The sequence below is a fragment of the Brevibacillus sp. FSL K6-0770 genome, from assembly GCF_038000275.1.
In the GTDB taxonomy this organism is placed as follows: domain Bacteria; phylum Bacillota; class Bacilli; order Brevibacillales; family Brevibacillaceae; genus Brevibacillus; species Brevibacillus parabrevis.
In genome coordinates, this window is sequence record NZ_JBBOBQ010000001.1 from 5,920,699 (window position 1) to 5,940,860 (window position 20,162).

The window sequence follows — 20,162 nt, forward strand, 5'->3', positions numbered from 1 at the left end:
CGCCTTAGTCTACGTCTTACAACACAATCTCAATCGACGTCCCCTGTCCTTCTTCGCTGCTGATGACAATCTCGCCTTGGTGTGCGTCGATGATATCGCGTGCGATCGCCATCCCAAGCCCCGATCCTTTGTGGGCATCGCCTGTGTTCGTTCCTCGGTAGTAGCGGTCAAAAATCCGCTCCAGCTCCGCCTTCTTGATCCCTTTCCCGTCGTCCTTGATCGAAATATGCACGCGTTCTTGCTTTTCCACGCTCACCTCGATTTTCACCTCGTCATGATTGTGGACGATCGCATTGTAAATCAGATTGTTGATCGCTCTCACCATCAAGATTTCGTCGACTTCCACGGGGATGAACTCTTCGGTTACCGTAAACTCAATGTGGCGCTTCGCATACTTGGGATCGTTCAGGATGTCGATCACGATGCCGCGCAAAAGGGTAACGATGTTGACCGTCTTCTTTTGAATGGACAGTTCTTTGTTCCGCAAGCGTGTCGTCAAATTGAGGTCTTCGATGACTTCTTTGATATACACTGACTTTTTCTCGATAATTCCTGCGTACTCCCTGATCTCGTCCCATGTAAACTGATAGTCCGGGTCCTTGATCATTTCCGAGTAGCCTTGAATCGAAGCAAGCGGCGTCTTCATGTCGTGGGAAATGTTGGCGATCCATTCCTCTTTTAATTGATCGAGCTTTTTGCGTTCCTTTTCGTTCGCCTGCAACTGGTGCGACAGCTGATTCAAGTTATCGAATACGTGCTGGTAGACGCCTTCCGGTTTGTAATGGACGTAAAACTGATTGTTCGCCAACTGCTTGATCCCGTCGATCAGCGAATGCATAGGCTGCGTAAGCCGCTTGCTGAACCAATAGCCAATCCACAAAGCGATCAGGATGTCGATCATAAAAATGATGAGTCCTACATTGAATGCGCGCAAGATAACCTGGTTGTCGTAGAAAATGACGTACCTGTTCAAGTCGCGGTTTTCAATCCCGATCAAGTAGCTGTAGCGCTTTGCTGCACTTGCCTTTTCCCCGACGAAAACGGTCGTATCCCCATCTACTTCCTGGTATTTGTACATTTGAATCATGTCTGCGGGCGTGTAATGCTTCTTTAGTCCGGCGGGCACTCGGTAAGTCAACACTTCATTGCCGTTTTCGTCCAGAACCTGTAGCCAGGCGTTTTTCTTTTGCAGCTCGTCTTTTCCTTCTGCGGTTATCGCGATGCTGTCTCCCGCTAGATCGAGCCGCTGCTCAAACTCTCTCGTAAATTGCTCGGGAGAAGCCGCCTGATCCTGAAAAATCGGGACGTCGAAGCCTTTTTGCGCAATAAATAATCCCAGCATAACGAAAAAATTGATGAAAATAACCAAAATCACAACCAAGACAACGGACAGCAAATACCGTCCTGTGACCTTCCACTTCATCCATCACTGCTCCTCGATCACCAGTTTATAACCCAAACCCTTCACGGTAATCAAATATTCGGGAGAAGAAGGCTGGTCCTCGATCTTTTCCCTCAGTCGGCGTATGTGCACCATGACGGTGTTGTCGATCCCGATAAAATCCTCGCCCCAGACCGTATCGTACAGCTTTTCCTTGCTGATGACTTTGTTGGCGTTTGCCAAAAAAACCTTCATCAGCCCAAGCTCCTTCGGCTTCAAGTCAATCGGACTGCCGTTCTTCAAAAGCTCTGCTTTTTGCGGGTCCAACTCAAACGGCCCAGCCTTGAACACAGGATCTTCCTCAACTACAGGCTCAACGACCGCATAATCGGCTCTTCTCAGTTGCGCTTTGACCCGGTAGGCAAGCTCCTTGGGACTGAACGGCTTCGTAATATAGTCATCGCCGCCAATGGCAAAGCCCAAAATTTTATCAATTTCCTCGGTTTTAGCGGAGATGAACAAAATCGGCACCTTGGAAAAGCCTCTGATCTGTTTGCATACTTCATAACCTTCTCCGTCTGGCAGCATGATGTCCAACAGCACGAGGTCGGGCTTTTTCTCCTGAAATTGAGCCAGGCCGTCCTTGGCGGTGGTCGAAGTCCAGACGTGCTCGATCCCTTCTTTTTTCAGAACCGTTTGAATCAGCTTCAAAATATCTTCTTCGTCGTCAATGATCAGTACCTTTTTCCCGGACATTGCCGCTTCGCCTCCTTTAAAAACCGAACCCTTTTTATGTGAGAGTATGCCTGACCGCCCTCCATTTAGCAAGCCAAGCCGTTCTTCCATAGAGAAAAGGCGCAAAAAGACTTTTGCTGCCAGCCTTTTTGCGCGCGCCATGATTGCTTATTTCGCCTTTTGCTTGCCGTACGTCATAAAGCGCCACATCTTCTCCAATGGCCCCATCGCGAAAAATTTGAACCACACATTGCTGTAAATGATTTGGACGACGAAGATCAGGCTGGCGATGATGACGACATTCACCGGAGATACATACTCCAGCCCCATGATCGAAATGATCAGCAAGCCGATAAAGCTTTGCGCCACGTAATTGGTCAACGCCATCTGTCCGACCCGGGCAACTGGCGCGAAGAAAGCGCGAATCGCCGCATGCTCCAGAAGCAAAAACATCACAGCGACATAGAACAAGACCGTTGGAATCGTGCCAAGCGAAACGATCAGCTGCAAACTCTCGGCTGCTCCTGCCGAAGCAAACCACGTCCAGATCGCAAAACCAGCGACGACAGGCAACAAACTTGCTGCCAGAAGACGCAGCTGCTTTTTGCATTCACCGACGCGTTTGATCAGATCAGCCTTTGCGACAGAGAACCCAGCCAAAAACATAGTGAAAATCAAAGTCCAATCACCGATGATCACATCAAGCACCGTAGACAGGACACCTTCTGTTCCGATCAGCTTGGCAATCAGCGCCACTACGTACACAGCGACAACTCCGGCGAGCCATTTGTTGATCGTGGCAAGCTTTGCCCGGTAAAACGGCAGCAGGAGAAATCCAATCAGTGCGTAAGCTGGCAAGATCGTGCCCCAAAAAATAAACACATGCACAATTCCGATCAAAAACATCATCAGCAAGCGCCGGGAAAAACGGCGCAGCGGCCTGTCTCCCCGCATCTCGGCCCGTGAAGCGAAAATGTAAAACCCTACTCCGAACAGAAACGAGAAAATCGAGAAAAATTTCTTTTCAATGAGAATGAGGGTAAGCGTATCAATCCATTGGTTCACTCCTGTAAATTCAGGAATGCTCATTCCTTCCGTCAGAATAATATAGCCTTTGATGTTAATAAACAAAATACCGAACAAGGCAAGACCGCGAATGATATCTAAAGCGACAATCCGTTCCTTTTGCGGGACAGAGGGATTCATTAGACTGTGCTCCTTTCTTTATTGCAGTTTTTCGTCCGCTTTCTTTGGCAATTCTTCCTTGGCTACTTCCTGATAAGAAGTCACGCCTTTGCCCTCTTTCACAAACAGACTCAAGTATGCTTTTTCCCGCAGTTGTTTATCTGCCGTGAAAGTAAATGTCTTTTGACTGCCGTCCTGGTCGTAGGCGGGCAACTCGTATTCGTAGCGGACCAGCGTCTCTCCGCCGCCGATTTTGTCGACCAGCTTCTTGCCCTCTCCTTGAATTTGCGTATAGTAGACGTCTGCTCCCAGCCTGTTCAAATTCACTTTTTGCATAAGCGGCACGGCAGCAATCAGGATGACGGCAATGACGATCCACGTAATCATGCTCTTTTTCATGACTTCCTCTCCCAACCTCGTGTCCTTTTGATTGCTTCTGAGACGATTATAGCTGTCCGTACCTTACAGCGTTTTAATCCGAACCTTAACTAATCCTTAAAAAAATAACAGCAAACCTCGCTCAGAGATTTGCTGTTGCGGTTACAACGTATTCACTTTTTGCTCGGAACGATATCGGCGGCGGCATCAAAGTAGAAGGTACGCTCTCCCTTTTTCAGAAGCACGAGCACAACATGCAGGCAGAGAACGGCGACCATGATCGCCATGCACGCGAAGAGGACAACGGTCATCCAGACGTGGATCGGGTACAGTGCCGAATCCATCTCGATCTCCACCCGACTCAAGATTCCAATGAAAGTCGAGACTCCCCAAGGCAAGTACAGGGCAAACGCCCTTTTTAACAGCGCCTTCCACGAAGGAACCTCTCCTTGCGGGCCTGCCAGCCTGAAACGCAGCAATCTCGTTCCGACTGTCTGGCCGCCCCACAGCAGCGGAAGGACGAAGTACACAACGAGGAAACCGACCGTGGTGTACACCAGCTCCATCACGTCATTGGACGAGAACAATCCGATCGTGACCAGCCAGACTGCCTGAATCAAGAAATAGTCGACCCACACTGCCAGCAATTGCGACAGCGGCGGCACCAGTCGGCTAGACTCGATTTTTGCCTTTTTCGCAAGCAGCGTCTTTTTGGACGGGAACAAGGCGAGAATGATCGGGCCAATCCAGTAGCCAGCAAGCGCGCCTGTGCTGTTCAGCATCAAATCGTCTACGTCAAAAATGCGGTACGGACAATTGTAGATGCCGTAAATCCCGGTTACCTGCGTGATTTCATAGAACAGGGAGAGGGCAAAGCCGAAGCCAAATGCCTTTTTCCAATACCGCTTGTCTTGCCAAAAATAGCGCAAGTAGACCCCGAACGGCAGCAACAGCAAGAAATTGAAGGCTGCCTGCCAGAAAGCGCTCTGCTTGAAAATCTGCATGTACGTCGCGGGATTGGACAAGACGATCGCCCCATCCTTCAACGTATCTGTGACGAAGGAAAAAGGGATCAGCGAGTAATACACGGTATCCGCTGATTGGTAGGCGCATGTGTTGCGGGACTCCGGCAAAGGCAACAGCACCAGAAACAAAGCAGACAACATATAGTACATAAAAGAATAGGCCACGATGGAAGCCCACAGGCTCAAAAAGCCGTACTTCCGATAGCTGTAGATCAGCCAGGGAATGACCAGCACGAATCCCAGCAGGATGAATGCGATAAATGCCGTTTGAATCGGTATGAAATATGCCGACATGCTGCACCTCGTTTAATAGTCTTGGACGCTGGACGCCATTTGCGCCACTGGATTGACGCCCGCCCAGCTGTACGGTTAGTCTGTCTCGGTTGACCTTACAAAAATTATCATAGATGCTCGTCAGCGTGCAACGCAAAAAAGGATCAGCTGTCATCTTTTTGACAGCCAATCCGCTTTCTTGTCTTTACTTCGGTTCTTTGCCGGACCACACAAAACGCGGCAGACGGCTAAGCATGGCAGGCAAGACCGTCACATGGTCTTCCCCTGTGAACTTTATCCACTCCAGATGAAGACCTTGCTCGGCAAGCGTCGCCATACCCGCGGCGACTTCTTCTGCGCCTTCCAGCATATCCTCCAGCTCGTCAGCTCCGATGGTCAACAACAGTTGACGCTGATACTCGCCCTGCCAGCCCGCTTTGAACTTCTGCATTTCCTTGAGCACCTCATTGTTGGCCCACCAGACAGACGGACTGCCCGCCACGTAATGCGTAAACAATTGTGGTCTGGTGAACAGAGCATGCAAGGCAAACAATCCACCCAACGAATGGCCGACCAGTAATTGTCGGTTCGGATCAATCGGCCATTCCTTGGCAATCGCCGGCATCAGCTCAAATTCGAGAAAATCGAGAAACTGATCCGCTTCGCCATGCGGTGGCCACGGTCTGCCATCAGGCCGCTCGGGAAGCGACGCTTCGTCGACATGCATCGTAAAATCACGGCATCGCCGCTCCACATCAAACGGCTCGCGTGAAGGATACCCGATGCCGACAACCAAAATGGGGTCGAAGCCTTTAGGCTTGCGAGTCTGGAGCTTGACTGCTTCGGCAAGCGTCTGGAATAGCGCATCTCCGTCCAGGGCGTAGATGACAGCATACCCGCCGGGAGGTGCCTCATCTGCTGGATTCCCGAGCAAAATCCGGTATTCCAGCTGTCTTTTCGATGTCAGCTTGTATTCGTAGCAACGCTCCGGAATATGAGGTGTTTCGATCATCTTGTTCATGGCTGCATGAACCTCACCACATCGTCAATCACTTTGCTTTGGGCGATAAAACCGCCGCTCAGCCAGTAGTCATTGGATGTCTCAAATACGTGGCCGCTTTTCACTGCCGGGACGTTTTTCCATACGGCACTGTCCTTCAATTCCTTTAAAAATGCATCCCCCTGGTTGCCGTCGTTCACGAGAAAAATGTAGTCGGCATCCAGTTGAGGCAATATTTCCATCGATACTTCAAACGCGCCGTCTTTGACCAGCTTGCTCGGTTCAAAGCCCAAATCGTGGGCAAGCACATAGCCGCTGAAGTAATCGCTGTTCATGAAAAACATTCCTTTTGCGTTAAAGCGGATGATCGCGGCTTTTTTACCCTCTGCTTTTGCCGCAAGCTTTGCCTTTGCATCGGCTGCTTTGTCCGCGTAGTTTTTCAAAGCTTGCTCCGCCTTGTCTTCAACCCCCAGCAGTTTTCCCAACGTGCCAACCGAGCTGTTCAAATCAGTAGAGGCGCTTTTGAAAACGTAGGTGGGAGCGATTTTGGCGTATTTCTCATACGCGCCGTTTTCCGCCGAATACGAATTGTGCAAAATTATGAGATCCGGCTGCGATTCCAAAATGACTTCAAAAGAAGGGGTTCCGCCAGCGAAGCTGATCTGCGGCACGCTGCCAAGCTGGTCTTGCAAGTATTCTTGCGGGCTTACCCCGTTCGACCATTGCATCGCGGGCTTGATCCCGAGTGACAGCAGAGAATCCTCCATGACAGGGGCAAATACTTTGCCAGGCTTGGCCGGAATCGTCAGTTCATGACCAAGCTCGTCTTTTACCGTCAACGGGTAGGCAACCTCTGTCTGGGCAGTACCTTTTGCCGAATCGGTCGGAGTGCTCTCGGCTGCCGTCTGTTGCTTGCTGTCCTGTGGCTTGGCTGTTTCTGTACCGCATGCGGCAAGCAGCCCGGATACGAGCAGCACGGTTGACAGCAGAGCCATTGTTTTGTGGGCGCGACTTGGTCGCTTGCTCCATCTCTTTATCATAAATAAGTCCCCCTTTTCGAATGATAACCATTCTCACAAGAAAGGATTATAGAAGAAAACATCAGGTGACTCCATGGACAGGAACAAGAGAAGAGGCTGGATTTTTCCCTGTTAGCATCAGCGTCGCTTCTTCCATCATCCGAATAATCGCCAGGGCGGAATACTCAAACCACGGGTTGGACGGAATGACGTACAGCTTGCTGTTTTTGACCGCCTCAAGACTTCTCCATTGCATGTGATACTGCAAGGAAAGCCAAAATTTTCGCGTCCGCGCGTCCGGGCAGATCAATACCAGCAGTCTGTCAGGATTAATGTGAGACAGTTGGTCGAGCGAAATCACTTCGTTGCACAGCTTTTTCTGCTCCGGGATCGTTGCCAGGGCCAAATCCTGGTACAGCATGTCGCGAATCCCCCTGTTGCTGTAAAGATAGATGTCCTCCCCGGAGATACGCAAAGTGACGAAAACGTCATTTCCAACTGCTTCGCGCACGCTTTGCCTGGCTTGCCCTGCGCTTTCCTCGTAGGCTTGCAGCCATTGCTCACAATCTGATTGTCTGTCCACCATCGCTGCCATTTCCCTAAGCTGCTCCCGCCATTTTGTTGCTTTGATTTCGACGCACTTAATCCCGGCTGTTTCAAGCTGACTGCGAATCGCCTGGTCGTATTCATGGTGCAAAATGAGCAAATCCGGCTTGGCCAAGCTCAGCTTTCTGAGGCTTTCCTCGTCCAACTCCGTCTCGGGTGAGCTTAAATGAATTGGAATCCGGTCTTGATAGTAATAGTGGTAAAAAGGACTCCATTTCGGATCAAGCGGAGCCGCAACCGGAACAATCCCCAGTGCGAGCAGATTTCCCGTCCCGGCCGTGGACGTGACCGCTACCCGCCTTCGCGTCTCCTTGCTGTATGCGGAAGGCGATACGCCGACTGCTTTCTTGAATTTTCTGCTGAAGTAAAACTCGTCCGTGTAGCCGACTTTTCGCGCCACTTCGTGCATGTACAAATCGGAATCGCGCAGAAGCTGCTTGGCACGCCCGATGCGAAGCTCCGTCACATAATCCATCACGCTCTGTCCGTACGCTTTTTTGAACGCATCTCCAAAGTAATTGGGGCTAAGTCCGGTCAACTGGGCCAGCTCATGAATCGATATAGGTTCGGCAAAACGGCTGGCGATATACTCCCGGACTTCCGCAAGCGACAAACGAGCAGCCATGCCGCTTTCCTTGCCTTGATTCCGTTCATTCCTGAACATGCTCAGCCACCTCCTGCGCTTTTTCATAGAAAATCGGTTTTATTTATGATATTGATAATCATTTTCATATTATTACTATAGTCCATCGCCTTATCGAAGACAATCGCGGGTAGCGACCACGCGACCCTCCCCGCAAAATAACACTCCCGGCCACCCCGAGCTGCATCTGCAATGGAACTCCTTTTTGTCTTATCATTTCCATCGCGGATGATCCGCTGCCTGTTGCGCTTTGATTATGCGGCGGGTGAAAAATGAAAAGCTGCCCGCAAAAGTGGCGAGCAGCTTCTGATAACCCGGTCGGTTGACCGTTATTTTTTGTTTGCTTTCGCCGACATGACTGAAACGATTTCGTCCAGCAGCAAGTCCAAGGTCAGCGGGTCATCGTAGTTGAATTTGCTATCCAAAATATACACGCGACCTTGCTGCACAGCCGGAATCGTCTTCCAGACGGAGCTGTCCATCAACTGTTGCTGGAGGGCAACCGTCTCGTTGCCACCATCCGTCAGCAGAAAAATATCGGTGCCCATATAGTCAGGGAGAACTTCGTTCGAGACATCCACGAAGCGCTCGTTTTTGTCTACAAGTTTTTGCGTTCCTGGTGACGGCTTGAAACCGAGCTGGCCGTATACCGTCGTATTCAGCCCTTGATTCCCCATCACATACATCTCTTTGCCCAAAAGCAGCAGCGATACGGCAGTCTCATCGCCTTTCAGTTGCAGCTTCTCCTTGGTCGCTTTTGCCTTTTCCTCGTACGCTTTGAACCAAGCTTCTGCCGCCTCCGTCCGTTCGAGCACATCTGCCGTAAACATCACGCGCTCTTTGGTCGGTGTGGCATCGTCCAGCCCCGTGACGACAGTCGGTGCAATCTTCTCCAGAGCCGCCAGCCCTTTTTCATCCCAGTCGTCGAAAATGATCAGGTCCGGATTTAACGCCAATACTTTTTCCTGCGAGTATGGATAACCGACGTCTTCGATTCCTTTTATTTGTTCAGGGTAGGCAATCTGACTCGCGATGACGCTCAAGGTGGCGCCAATCGGCTTCACGCCGATCGCCAGCAAATCCCCCGGATTGCTGCCGACATAAACAACCCTCTGCGCTTGAACCGGGACCTCCACTTCGCGTCCCTGCACGTCTTTTACGACTTTTGTAGCCGGTTTTGTATCGGGAGCAGCGTCTTTGCTTGTCTCGGTACCCGCATTCGCTTTTCCAGCATCAGGTGTGGCAGGTGCAGTCGTTGCGCCGCAAGCTGACAAAAACGCCATCACGAGCAGCAGACCGAGCAGAGAAAGCAGGCGTTCCTTTTTAAACATAGCTGAATCAAAGCCCCTCTCCATTAATGAATAACGATCAATAAAGAAAATGATAATCATTATCACTAAAAGAGTATACATCAAGTGCTCATGCGGGTAAATAAAAAGAAAGCCCTATGCTCCCACCAGCCTATCTTTGCACAAATTCCGTAAAACTGATTTGGCTTACCTCGTACTCCGCACCTATGCTGGCCAGCTCGTTTGCGACTTTGGCAGCGACTGACTCCAGTCCTTTGAACACGAGCAGAGGAGCCGCTTCCAGATGAGCTTTTGCTTGCCCGTAATCGCATTTGAACCATTTTTTGATGAACAGCAGCGTCTTGAGCTTGTCAGCACCCGCACCTGTGATCATAACTTTGTTGTATATAAAGTCTTCCATCTCTTCTACGTCTGTTTCCGTGATGCTCCGCGGTCGCAGAGCGCTGCGCAGCAACTCCGCCAGATTGTCGTACGCGACAGCAAAATCCCAGACTCCCCTGCCGTGTTCTGCGGTATAAATCACGGTGTCGCCTCTGGACAGATCGATGCAGTATGGATCGCCCTCGTCGTTAGCAATCACCAAAAAGCTTCTCGGCCAGTCCTCTATCACTTCATCTGTCACCGGATTGTAGTTGTACCCGAGCTGGCCATCCGGCAAATCCTTTGCCCCGTATATATCCAGGTTGATATAATCATCCGTGCTCCAGGACACAGATTGTGGAACATAGTGCTGCAAAAAGTACACGTACTCCTCAGGCAGCGTCCATGTTTCCGTCACGCTTTTGATTGCTTGCTCGTCTGCTTCGGCAAGCAGTTGCATCGGATGTTTCGCGTAAAAGTCAGGGTCTTGTTCGCACATTGCTTGCACGACTGACCGCATCTGAGAAAGGATAGCATCGATTTGCGAATATACAGGTTCCACGCGGTTCACCACTTTGTCTGAAAATTGTCTCCCGAAATGACTCTCTTTCTTTTTCCACCATTCTCCAACATATTCCTTTGAAATCAGGGAAGTCTTTGAAAATGCTACTTGCGGCCTATCCGTAGCAGTCCCATGCCAGCCTGTCATCCACGAACAGACGAGCGGCTGACCAAGCAAACAGCCAAAATAAAACGGCCTCTCATCCCGCAACGCAACATGCAGGAGAAAGGCCGCTTGCTTATGATTGGATTAAAGAACCGTCTGCCGTCTACTGGACAGCAACCAGTTTATTGTCAAGCCCCAGCGTCTTTGCTGTGTTTACATGAATGTCATGCAACAGCTCTGGATTGTCCATCAAAGACATGCCATAAGAAGGAATCATTTCTTTAAACTTCGCTTCCCACTCGGTTACATGTTGCGGGAAGCATTTTTTGAGGACTTCCAGCATGACAGATACTGCGGTAGAAGCACCCGGAGATGCCCCCAACAAAGCTGCGATCGAACCATCGCCAGCCGTGATGACTTCCGTACCGAACTGGAGCGTTCCTTTGCCGCCAGCTTCGGTATCTTTGATTACCTGTACGCGCTGACCGGCAACAACCATATCCCAGTCTTCGCTTTTCGCATTCGGAATAAACTCGCGCAGCTCTTCCATGCGTTGTTCTTTCGAAAGCATGACTTGCTGAATCAGGTATTTGGTCAATGACATCTCTTTCGCGCCTGCTGCCAGCATCGTCATCACGTTGTTCGGTTTGACAGAAGTGATCAAATCGAACATGGAGCCGGTTTTCAGGAACTTAGGCGAGAAGCCAGCAAATGGCCCGAACAGCAACGATTTTTTATTGTCGATATAACGTGTGTCCAAATGAGGTACGGACATCGGCGGAGCGCCGACCTTGGCTTTACCGTATACTTTTGCATGATGTTGCGCCACAATATCCGGGTTTTTACAGACCATAAAAATACCACTTACCGGGAAGCCGCCAATGCGTCTTCCTTCCGGGATACCGGATTTTTGCAGCAAGTGCAGGCTTCCGCCCCCACCGCCGATAAAGACGAACTTCGCTTTATGGCGTTGAACACTGCCGTTATGCAGGTTTTTCACTTTCAGCTCCCAAGAACCGTCGCTGGCCCGCTTGAGGTCATCAACGCTGTGCTCGTAGTTCACTTCAACGTCTTTGCTCTTCAAGTGATCAAACAGCATACGCGTCAAGGCCCCAAAGTTGACATCCGTTCCAGAGTCGATCTTTGTGGCAGCAATTGGCTCGTCGGAGTTGCGGCCTTCCATCACAAGCGGAATCCATTCCTTCAGTTTTTCTGGAGAATCGGAGAACTCCATGCCTTGGAACAAAGGATTGTTTGCCATCGCTTCGAAACGTTTCTTCAAAAACGATACATTTCTCTCCCCTTGCACCAAACTCATATGGGGCAATGGCATAATGAAATCTTGCGGATTGCTGATCAGCTTGTTGTTCACCAGATAAGACCAGAACTGCATGGAAACTTGGAACTGCTCATTGATCTTGATTGCTTTGCTAATGTCGACCGATCCGTCTTTCTTTTCGCTGGTGTAGTTCAGCTCACAGAGTGCAGCATGCCCAGTTCCTGCATTGTTCCACTCGTTGGAGCTTTCCTCTCCTGCTTTTGAGAGCTTTTCAAACACTGTAATTTTCCAGTCTGGTACTAATTCCTTCAGCAGTGACCCTAGGGTCGCACTCATGATGCCGGCACCAATTAAGATAACGTCTGTTTGCATTTGTCTGCTACTCATTTTTACCGTCCTAACTCGCTGGTATTTGGAGAAAAGATGCAGGCGGCTCCTGATCTGGCCCCGTTGCAAGTCAGGGTGCTACCTAGTACACACCTTTTCTGGAATAATTACAACCTGTATATAGTGTAACACTTTTATCTTTAGAATAAAATATTTGCTATATATTGATAGTTATATGCTATTAAAGGTGCCTTAAATTTTAGTAATGATGCACTTTTAATAGAGACATACTGAAAAACGGTCATAAAACCTTATAAAGGCACAAAAACCAAAGCCACTGCTCGATGAGTTTTGCGGGGTTATCGGCAGGGTTCTTCCGTTATTTTGCCTTATAGCGGGATATTATATGATCGCATCGCAAAAAAGCGTTCGGGGATGTGTACAATTGCTCTGCCCCCCACGATATTCATGCCATCTACCCGTCTGGTCAAACATACATTGTAACATTCGATGGCCTGCAACAAGTAGCCTATGTCAGTCGGAACTTGATCACACAATTGTATAAAAGGATCAATTTTTACATATAGGCTGGTTGTTTGTGGAAATTTATCTGTTTTTGTCGAACGGTATTAAGCAAAAATCATGCAAAAATAGACTTTCACCAACAATAAATAATTTAAGAGAATACTGGAATTCTTACAAATCCGTTATGATTTTGCCAAATTATATCAAATGTTGTAAGATTGTAGCATAGGCGTCATAGTTTCAGAAGTTTGTTGATGGAGGTAATAAAATGTCAATTTCTGGCACATTTTCGAACTGGCTTAAAAGCACGCAATCGACCTTGCGGGACCAGGTTAAAAAGTTTCAGAATCGTGACTTTATGGATGCAGTCGTCGCGGGATGCGCATTGGTTGCCGCAGCCGATGGACAAATAGACTCCACAGAAAAACAAAAGATGGCCGCTTATATCAACCGAAGCGAAGAATTGAAAGTTTTTAATATGAACGATGTTATCGCCCGGTTCAACCATTTTGTCAGCGGATTTGAATTTGATCATGGCGTAGGCAAGATGGAAGCGCTCAAAGCAATCGGAAAAATCAAAAATAATTCGGAAGCAGCACGAGTTCTCATCAGTGTGTGTTGTGCCATTGGTGCAGCAGACGGCGATTTTGATGAGAAAGAAAAAATGGTAGTTCGGGAAATTTGCCAGACCGTTAATTTGAATCCAGGCGATTTCCAGCTGTAACCAACAAGCGGGATTGCCTTATACCAGAGGCAGTCTTGTTTTTTTATCGTATGGCGAATTGGGATGAAGAGGGGAGTCGTTTCTTTTTATGCGGCATTTTGATTACTTGCTAGAAGATGAAAGAGCAGAACTGTTCAGTATACACCCTCTTCCGATCAATCGAAGTACCGAAAAGGAAGTGCTTGCCCACGCACTGGGAGCAACGCTCTATATGCCAGCCATGCGGGCTACCATCTCCCAGGACGTCATGACCAAAAAACACGAAGGCTTGATTTCGATGGTGATTTGCCTGGAAGACGCCATCGGTGATCATGAGGTGCCAGAGGCGGAGCAATCGCTGATTCGGCAAGTGCGCGATATTTCCAGCCAAATGCGGCACGGCTTGATCCACCAGGACGATATTCCGATCATGTTCGTGCGGGTACGGGATGTCGCCCAAATGAACCGGATTGTCGATGAGCTGCAAGAAGACTTGATTTGCCTGACAGGGTTTGTGTTCCCGAAGTTTACCAGCCACAACGCAGAAGAGTATCTGGAGGCGCTGGAATCCTGCAATCGGCATGTTTCCTTTCCCGTGTACGGCATGCCCATTCTGGAATCTGCCGACGTTATTTACAAAGAGACCCGGACAGCCGAGCTGCTCTCTATCAAAAATACGATAGACAAATATCGGCACCTCGTTCTGAACGTGCGCATGGGAGCAACCGACTTTTCCAGCCTGTTCGGATTACGCCGGGGGCCGGACGTGTCGATTTACGATATTTCCACGATTCGCGACTGCATCGGCGACATCGTCAACATGTTTACCCGCCAGGGCAGCGAGCACGTCGTATCAGGTCCGGTCTGGGAGTATTTTGGAACCGGAGAAAGATTGCTGAAACCGCAACTTCGCCAGTCTCCTTTTGAACAAAAACTCGGCGGTTCATCCGGGAGAAGGCTTCGCCAACAACTGTTGAATCACTGGCAGGACGGGCTGATCAAGGAAGTGTTGCTGGACAAGGAAAACGGCCTGACTGGCAAAACCATTATTCACCCGAGCCACATCAAAATTGTCCACTCCCTTGCAGTGATTACACGAGAAGAATACGAGGATGCCTGTACCATCCTGCAAAGCCAGACAAACGGCGTGACCAAGAGCCAATATGCCAACAAGATGAACGAAATCAAGCCGCATACGAGCTGGGCGAAAAAAATCATGATCAAATCAAAAGTGTACGGGGTGTTCCATGAACATAACAACTTTATCAACCTCCTCGCCCGAACATCAAATATTCAACTTCAATATTCTCGGTAATCTGGACATCACCATCCGCGTTCAGCAAAATCCGTATCAACTCCCGCCGGAAGCACTGTTTCAGATGGCTGCCCGCATTAACAAAAAACGAAGCTTTCTGTTTGTCAGCAAAGTTCTCGGCAAGCATTTGCCCGTTCGTCCCGCCACATCTGTGCTGAGCGGAATGGCATTGGCCGCCCGGCTCCTCGAAGAACGGTACTCCCTCGAAGTCGCAGAGCTGCCCGCGATTGTGCAAGGGATCGTCCATCAGGAAAAAAGCGATGAGATTCTTCACCAGCTGCTGCTGCATCCTTTTGAATTGCCCGAACCGTTGTTGTTCATCGGCTTTGCGGAGACGGCTACGGCACTTGGACACAGCATGTTCAGTGCGTTTGGCAGCAAGACCGAATACATTCATACGACCAGGGAGCGCATCAATGAGCTTCCGTCCACGATTGACTTTGAAGAAGAGCATTCCCACGCAGTAGCTCATCACTTTTATCCGGTAAATAAAAACTTGCTACGTTCTGAGTGCCCAATCGTATTAGTAGATGATGAGATTACGACTGGCAAGACAGCGTTGAACATCATTCGCGAGATTCAGCGTCACTTCCCGCGAAAGCAATACATCGTCGCTTCCTTGCTGGATTGGCGTTCCCAAGAGGATCATCGCAAATTCCAGGAGCTTGAAGCCGAATTGGACATCAAAATCACGGCCATTTCTCTGCTCAAAGGGGAGATTGAAGTAAACGGAGCAATAGGCGAGCAACCGACACAGCAAACAATCGTTGCCTCTGCCCACGCAGGCACAGCCCCGGTTGTTATCCCGCTGGAAACGGCTGCGCTGACCAAACTGTCCTTTTCTTCCATCACTCCGTCAGGGTTCATCAACACACAACCATACTTGCTGGAAACGGGCCGCTTCGGAATAACAGCCGAGAAGCAGCGTGAATTGCACGGCACACTTCGCGAGTTGGGACAAGCTTTGCAGCAATACCGCACAGGCAGGGCCTTATGTATGGGAACGGGCGAATTTATGTACGTTCCGATGATGATCGCCGCTTTTATGGGCGACGACGTCTTGTATCAATCGACGACGCGAAGCCCCATCCATCCGGCAGCAAAAGAGGCTTATGCCGTGCAAAATGCATTTTCCTACGAGAGCCCCGATGATCCTGCCATTCCCAACTTTATTTACAACATCCCGGAGCAGCGATATAGCGAGTTGTTCCTGTTCCTTGAACGCGGGACGAGCGATGAGCGGCTGAACAGTTTGTACGCAGCTTTGGCTCAACTGCCGATTCCGCACAAGTATGTCGTCATGTTTTGCTAACAGCCAAGAGAGGGGGAAACCGCATGGATCGAGGATCAGTATACGCTGTAGAACTTATGAAGCCGCCCCAAATGGGGAGCTATCCAGCAGAAGATGTTACCTTCCTGTTGAAAGATATCAGCGAATTGATGGAAGAAACCAACACGGAAGACCGCGAAGAACTGATTCAGGCAGGCACCCACTATTCGGAAATGCTTCCTGTTGAGTATCAGCCTTCTGCCGAGTACATCTCCTTGTTTCATCACGCCTTGCAGACGACGGCACGCAAAGTGGCGCTGGCGTCAGCAGTCGTAGCTGAATTGATTCTGGCGCGAAAAGGCAGGGAGCTTGTGCTGGCCTCGCTGGCGCGGGCCGGGACGCCCATTGGTGTTTTGATCCGCCGCTATTTGCGCCAAATTCACCAGCTCGATGCACCTCACTACAGCATTTCGATCATTCGCGGCAAAGGCATTGACGAAAACGCGCTGCACTACATTCTGGAACAGCATCCGGGCAAAAAGATTCAGTTCGTGGATGGCTGGACGGGAAAAGGGGCAATTACGTCCGTGTTGCACGAGGCGATATCCCGTTTCAATCAAAAGTACCTGCTGCGGCTTGATGCCGATCTGGCTGTACTCGCTGACCCGGGGCATTGCGTCCAAACATTTGGCACCCGCGAAGACTTTTTGATCCCCAGCGCTTGCCTGAACTCGACTGTGTCCGGCTTGATCAGCCGTACCGTCCACCGCGATGATCTCCTTGCAACTGGCGAATTTCATGGAGCCAAATTTTATCGGGAATGGATCGCAGAAGATGTCTCGAACTTGTTCGTCGATACGATCTCGGCCCATTTTGCCGATATTGCCGCCGAAGCCAAGGAACAAGCAGCCGAATTGATCCGCCATGAAGACGACTACGTGCCAACCTGGAAAGGAATGCACGATATTTCGCGGATTCAGCAGGAACTGGAAATAGATGATGTCAATTTGATCAAACCGGGGGTTGGTGAAACGACTCGCGTACTCTTGCGCAGAGTGCCGTGGAAAATCCTCGTCGATTCAGTCGACAACCCGAATCTTGCCCATATCATCATGCTCGCCAAAGACAGGGGTGTATTGGTGGAGGAACGTTCGGATATGAGCTATTCCTGCTGCGGCATTATCCGACCGATGAGAGGGGAAAACCAATGATTTTTGCCAGCGATCTGGATCAGACGCTCCTGTACGGAACGCGCTTCCTTGCAGACCATACACAACCGTTTCAGGTGGTCGAGGTGCTGGACGGCGCGCCTATCTCGCACATGTCTGACCTGGCGATTCACTTGCTTCATGAGGTGCACCTGCAGTGTTTGTTTGTACCAGTGACTACAAGAACGATTGAGCAGTATAAACGCATTGCCATTTTCCAAAACGAGCTTGTACCGCGCTATGCCATTACGAGCAACGGCGGCCATGTGCTTCGTGACGGACAAATCGACGAGCAATGGAGCCGTCAGGTGCGCAGTAAAATGATCAACGAATGCGCAGCAATCCACGACATGCTGGCAGGCTTCGCCAGGATCAGCCACGAGCAGTGGGTCATCCGCGAGCGAATGGCTGAAGATTTGTTTTTCTACAGCATCATCGATCGCGAAAAAATGCCTGTCGACGAACTGCGCGACTTCGAACAGTGGGTCACTGAGCAAAACTGGAGCATGTCCATTCAGGGCCGAAAGCTCTACCTCGTACCGCAAGCCGTAAACAAGCGCGATGCTTCCCTGTACGTGTGCGCATTGGAGCAAGACGATCGGATGATTGCTGCTGGCGATTCCCTGCTGGACATGCCGCTTTTGGAAGCAGCACACCTCGCTGTCGTTCCTCCGCACGGGGAAATCTATCAGCTTCGCGGCCACAATGACGCCGTAGCCAGCTTTCATTTTACACAAGCATCAGGAATGAGCGCTTCCGAGGAGATTTTGCAGACGGTTCTCGCCTCCTTGCGCCAGGAGCTGCGAGCACGCTAGACAAGAAACGCGGGAAATCGACCGAAAAAGTTACAAATCAGGCATAAATTGAAGTTTTTTGCAAATTTATGTAGATTTTATCGTCATGCAATGAAATAATCGAATTGTAATCTGCAAAAGAATGGGTGAAAACCCGGACAGAGTGGAGGGTGTACATGTCAGTTATCAGTTTGCAAAAAGGGCAAAAAATTGACCTGACCAAAGGAAATGCTGGCTTGAGCAAAGTGCTGGTTGGACTTGGTTGGGACCCGGTGAAAAAATCGGGAGGACTGCTTGGCGGACTGTTTGGTGGTGGACAAGCCAACATCGATTGCGATGCATCTGTCATCATGCTGAACGAAAACGGAAAATTTACAAAAGAAACAAATCTCGTCTATTTCGGAAATAAGAGAAGTGGTTGTGGCAGCGTCGTTCACTCCGGAGACAATCTGACGGGTGATGGCGAGGGGGACGATGAACAAATTTCTGTCGAGCTTTCCCGCATCCCTGCCGATGTACACAAACTCATTTTCGTTGTAAATATTTACGATTGCGTCAGCCGCCGTCAAGATTTCGGGATGATCGGCAACGCGTATATCCGCATCATGAATTCATCCACCACTCAGGAACTGTGCAAATTCAACCTGACAGATAATTACGCAGGAAAAACCTCGCTTATCGTGGGTGAATTGTATCGCCACTCAGGTGAATGGAAATTTGCTGCTATTGGTGAAGGAACAGCAGATACTTCGATTTCCCATCTTGTCGGACGATACACATAGCTCTTTGCAGGTTGTACTTCCCATCACCATAAAACCCCAATTACTAGGAGGAATCACACATGGCCGTTTCTTTGCAAAAAGGACAAAAAGTAGATTTGACCAAAACAAATCCTGGCTTGACCCAAATCAAGGTTGGCCTTGGCTGGGACACCAACAAGTACGATGGCGGCGGCGAATTTGACCTCGATGTATCCGTATTCCTGCTGAACGAACAAGGAAAAGTGGAAGACGACAAGCATTTCGTATTCTTCAACAACCCGCAAAGCCCTGACGGCTCCGTGGTTCACTCCGGAGACAACCGCACTGGCGCTGGCGACGGCGATGACGAAGTAATCGAAATCGATCTGTCCAAAGTTTCCGCAAGTATACAAAAGGTTGCCTTCACCATCACAATCTACGATGCGACTGCCCGCAGCCAAAACTTCGGTCAAGTATCCAACGCGTATGCGCGTGTACTGAGCGCAAACAACGGCGAAGAACTGATCCGCTACGACCTTGGCGAAGATTTCTCTATCGAAACAGCTGTAGTTGTTGGCGAACTATATCGTCATGGAAGCGAGTGGAAATTCAGCGCAGTTGGTGCAGGCTACAAAGACGGTCTCGCAGGACTGGCTCGCGATTACGGTGTAAACATCGGTTAATAACCCATTACGATTTGTGGAAAGGATGAACTCCCCATGTCAGTAATCAGCTTATCCAAAGGTCAAAAAATTGATCTGACGAAAGGTAATCCTAACCTGACCAAATTAGTCGTTGGACTTGGTTGGGACACGAACAAATACAATGGTGGCTCTGATTTCGACCTTGACGCTGCGGCGTTTTTGCTCCGTGCAGGCGGCAAAGCGACTGGCATTCAAGACTTCGTTTTCTACAACAACATGCAAGGCGGCAACGGCTCCGTTACGCACACAGGCGACAACCTGACAGGTGAGGGCGATGGAGACGACGAGCAAATCAAAATCGATCTGACCAAAGTACCAGCGGAGATCGAAAAAATCGCCATTACTATCACGATTCACGATGCCGAAGCGAGAAGACAAAACTTTGGACAAGTCTCCAACGCCTTCGTTCGCGTCGTTGATGAAACGACAAACCGCGAAGTTCTCCGCTACGATCTGGGCGAGGATTTCTCCGTAGAAACGGCTATCGTCGTGTGCGAACTGTATCGCCACCAGGGCGAATGGAAATTTGCTGCTGTAGGCAGCGGTTTCTCCGGCGGACTTAAAGCGCTTTGCAATAACTTCGGATTACAAGCAGGGTAATTCGTCAACCTGAGGATGCTAGTTTGATAGTAGGGACTAGCATCCTTTCTTGCTTTTTTTAAGCTGGACACAATGCGGCGACGCCATGCTTTTGGCGAAGCCAAGTTTTCGAAGA

19 protein-coding genes are annotated in these 20,162 nt (G+C 49.7%); 8 read left to right on the forward strand and 11 right to left on the reverse strand.

Going from position 1 to position 20,162, the window contains the following annotated elements; all coding sequences use genetic code 11:
- Nucleotides 1–16: 16 nt before the first annotated feature.
- The 11 genes from NST23_RS27955 to NST23_RS28005 all read right to left on the reverse strand — a co-directional run bounded on the left by NST23_RS27955 (nt 17) and on the right by NST23_RS28005 (nt 12,290).
- Complete coding sequence (locus tag NST23_RS27955; RefSeq protein ID WP_340965115.1) at nt 17–1,423, reverse strand: sensor histidine kinase; 1,407 nt, start codon at nt 1,421–1,423, stop codon at nt 17–19.
- 3 nt (nt 1,424–1,426) lie between these two features.
- Nucleotides 1,427–2,137: a response regulator transcription factor gene (locus tag NST23_RS27960; protein ID WP_340965117.1), complete on the reverse strand. Its 711-nt coding sequence runs from the start codon at nt 2,135–2,137 to the stop codon at nt 1,427–1,429.
- Between the two features lie 147 nt (nt 2,138–2,284).
- Nucleotides 2,285–3,322: a DUF418 domain-containing protein gene (locus NST23_RS27965; RefSeq protein WP_340965119.1), complete on the reverse strand. Its 1,038-nt coding sequence runs from the start codon at nt 3,320–3,322 to the stop codon at nt 2,285–2,287.
- A gap of 18 nt (nt 3,323–3,340) precedes the next feature.
- A complete protein-coding gene (locus NST23_RS27970; RefSeq protein ID WP_173597222.1) occupies nt 3,341–3,700 on the reverse strand; it encodes a YxeA family protein in 360 nt (119 codons plus the stop codon).
- A 152-nt stretch (nt 3,701–3,852) separates the two neighbouring features.
- On the reverse strand, nt 3,853–4,998 hold the full coding sequence (locus NST23_RS27975) for a VanZ family protein (RefSeq protein ID WP_340965121.1): 1,146 nt from the start codon (nt 4,996–4,998) through the stop codon (nt 3,853–3,855).
- Between the two features lie 184 nt (nt 4,999–5,182).
- Nucleotides 5,183–5,998 (reverse strand): alpha/beta hydrolase, encoded by an 816-nt coding sequence (locus NST23_RS27980; protein ID WP_340965123.1) that lies wholly within the window; start codon nt 5,996–5,998, stop codon nt 5,183–5,185.
- Nucleotides 5,995–7,017, reverse strand: coding sequence for an ABC transporter substrate-binding protein (locus tag NST23_RS27985; protein WP_173598931.1), 1,023 nt, complete (start codon nt 7,015–7,017; stop codon nt 5,995–5,997). Before NST23_RS27985 ends, NST23_RS27980 begins: the two co-directional genes overlap by 4 nt.
- A 61-nt stretch (nt 7,018–7,078) precedes the next feature.
- On the reverse strand, nt 7,079–8,266 hold the full coding sequence (locus NST23_RS27990; protein ID WP_122962287.1) for a helix-turn-helix domain-containing protein: 1,188 nt from the start codon (nt 8,264–8,266) through the stop codon (nt 7,079–7,081).
- Between the two features lie 308 nt (nt 8,267–8,574).
- Nucleotides 8,575–9,576, reverse strand: coding sequence for an ABC transporter substrate-binding protein (locus tag NST23_RS27995; protein ID WP_173597217.1), 1,002 nt, complete (start codon nt 9,574–9,576; stop codon nt 8,575–8,577).
- 130 nt (nt 9,577–9,706) lie between these two features.
- A complete protein-coding gene (locus NST23_RS28000) occupies nt 9,707–10,477 on the reverse strand; it encodes an SMI1/KNR4 family protein (protein WP_340965126.1) in 771 nt (256 codons plus the stop codon).
- A gap of 268 nt (nt 10,478–10,745) precedes the next feature.
- A complete protein-coding gene (locus NST23_RS28005) occupies nt 10,746–12,290 on the reverse strand; it encodes a malate:quinone oxidoreductase (RefSeq protein ID WP_256436830.1) in 1,545 nt (514 codons plus the stop codon).
- 691 nt (nt 12,291–12,981) lie between these two features.
- Here NST23_RS28005 and NST23_RS28010 point away from each other — a divergent pair.
- The 8 genes from NST23_RS28010 (at nt 12,982) to NST23_RS28045 (ending at nt 20,047) form a co-directional block, all read left to right on the forward strand.
- The gene (locus tag NST23_RS28010) at nt 12,982–13,437 is read left to right on the forward strand and encodes a tellurite resistance TerB family protein (RefSeq protein ID WP_063231626.1); all 456 of its coding nucleotides are present in this window, start codon (nt 12,982–12,984) and stop codon (nt 13,435–13,437) included.
- Nucleotides 13,438–13,525: 88 nt separating this feature from the next.
- A complete protein-coding gene (locus tag NST23_RS28015; RefSeq protein ID WP_173597215.1) occupies nt 13,526–14,731 on the forward strand; it encodes an HpcH/HpaI aldolase/citrate lyase family protein in 1,206 nt (401 codons plus the stop codon).
- Complete coding sequence (locus NST23_RS28020; protein ID WP_281868579.1) at nt 14,664–16,043, forward strand: phosphoribosyltransferase family protein; 1,380 nt, start codon at nt 14,664–14,666, stop codon at nt 16,041–16,043. Before NST23_RS28015 ends, NST23_RS28020 begins: the two co-directional genes overlap by 68 nt.
- A 23-nt stretch (nt 16,044–16,066) precedes the next feature.
- The gene (locus tag NST23_RS28025; protein WP_122962282.1) at nt 16,067–17,212 is read left to right on the forward strand and encodes a cysteine protease StiP family protein; all 1,146 of its coding nucleotides are present in this window, start codon (nt 16,067–16,069) and stop codon (nt 17,210–17,212) included.
- Nucleotides 17,209–18,024: an HAD family hydrolase gene (locus tag NST23_RS28030; protein ID WP_122962281.1), complete on the forward strand. Its 816-nt coding sequence runs from the start codon at nt 17,209–17,211 to the stop codon at nt 18,022–18,024. Before NST23_RS28025 ends, NST23_RS28030 begins: the two co-directional genes overlap by 4 nt.
- 155 nt (nt 18,025–18,179) lie before the next feature.
- A complete protein-coding gene (locus NST23_RS28035) occupies nt 18,180–18,785 on the forward strand; it encodes a TerD family protein (protein ID WP_340965129.1) in 606 nt (201 codons plus the stop codon).
- Nucleotides 18,786–18,844: 59 nt separating this feature from the next.
- Nucleotides 18,845–19,426 carry a TerD family protein gene (locus NST23_RS28040; protein WP_340965131.1) on the forward strand — a complete coding sequence of 194 codons (582 nt, stop codon included), beginning with the start codon at nt 18,845–18,847 and terminating at the stop codon, nt 19,424–19,426.
- A gap of 36 nt (nt 19,427–19,462) precedes the next feature.
- A complete protein-coding gene (locus NST23_RS28045; RefSeq protein ID WP_122962279.1) occupies nt 19,463–20,047 on the forward strand; it encodes a TerD family protein in 585 nt (194 codons plus the stop codon).
- Nucleotides 20,048–20,162 lie beyond the last annotated feature (115 nt).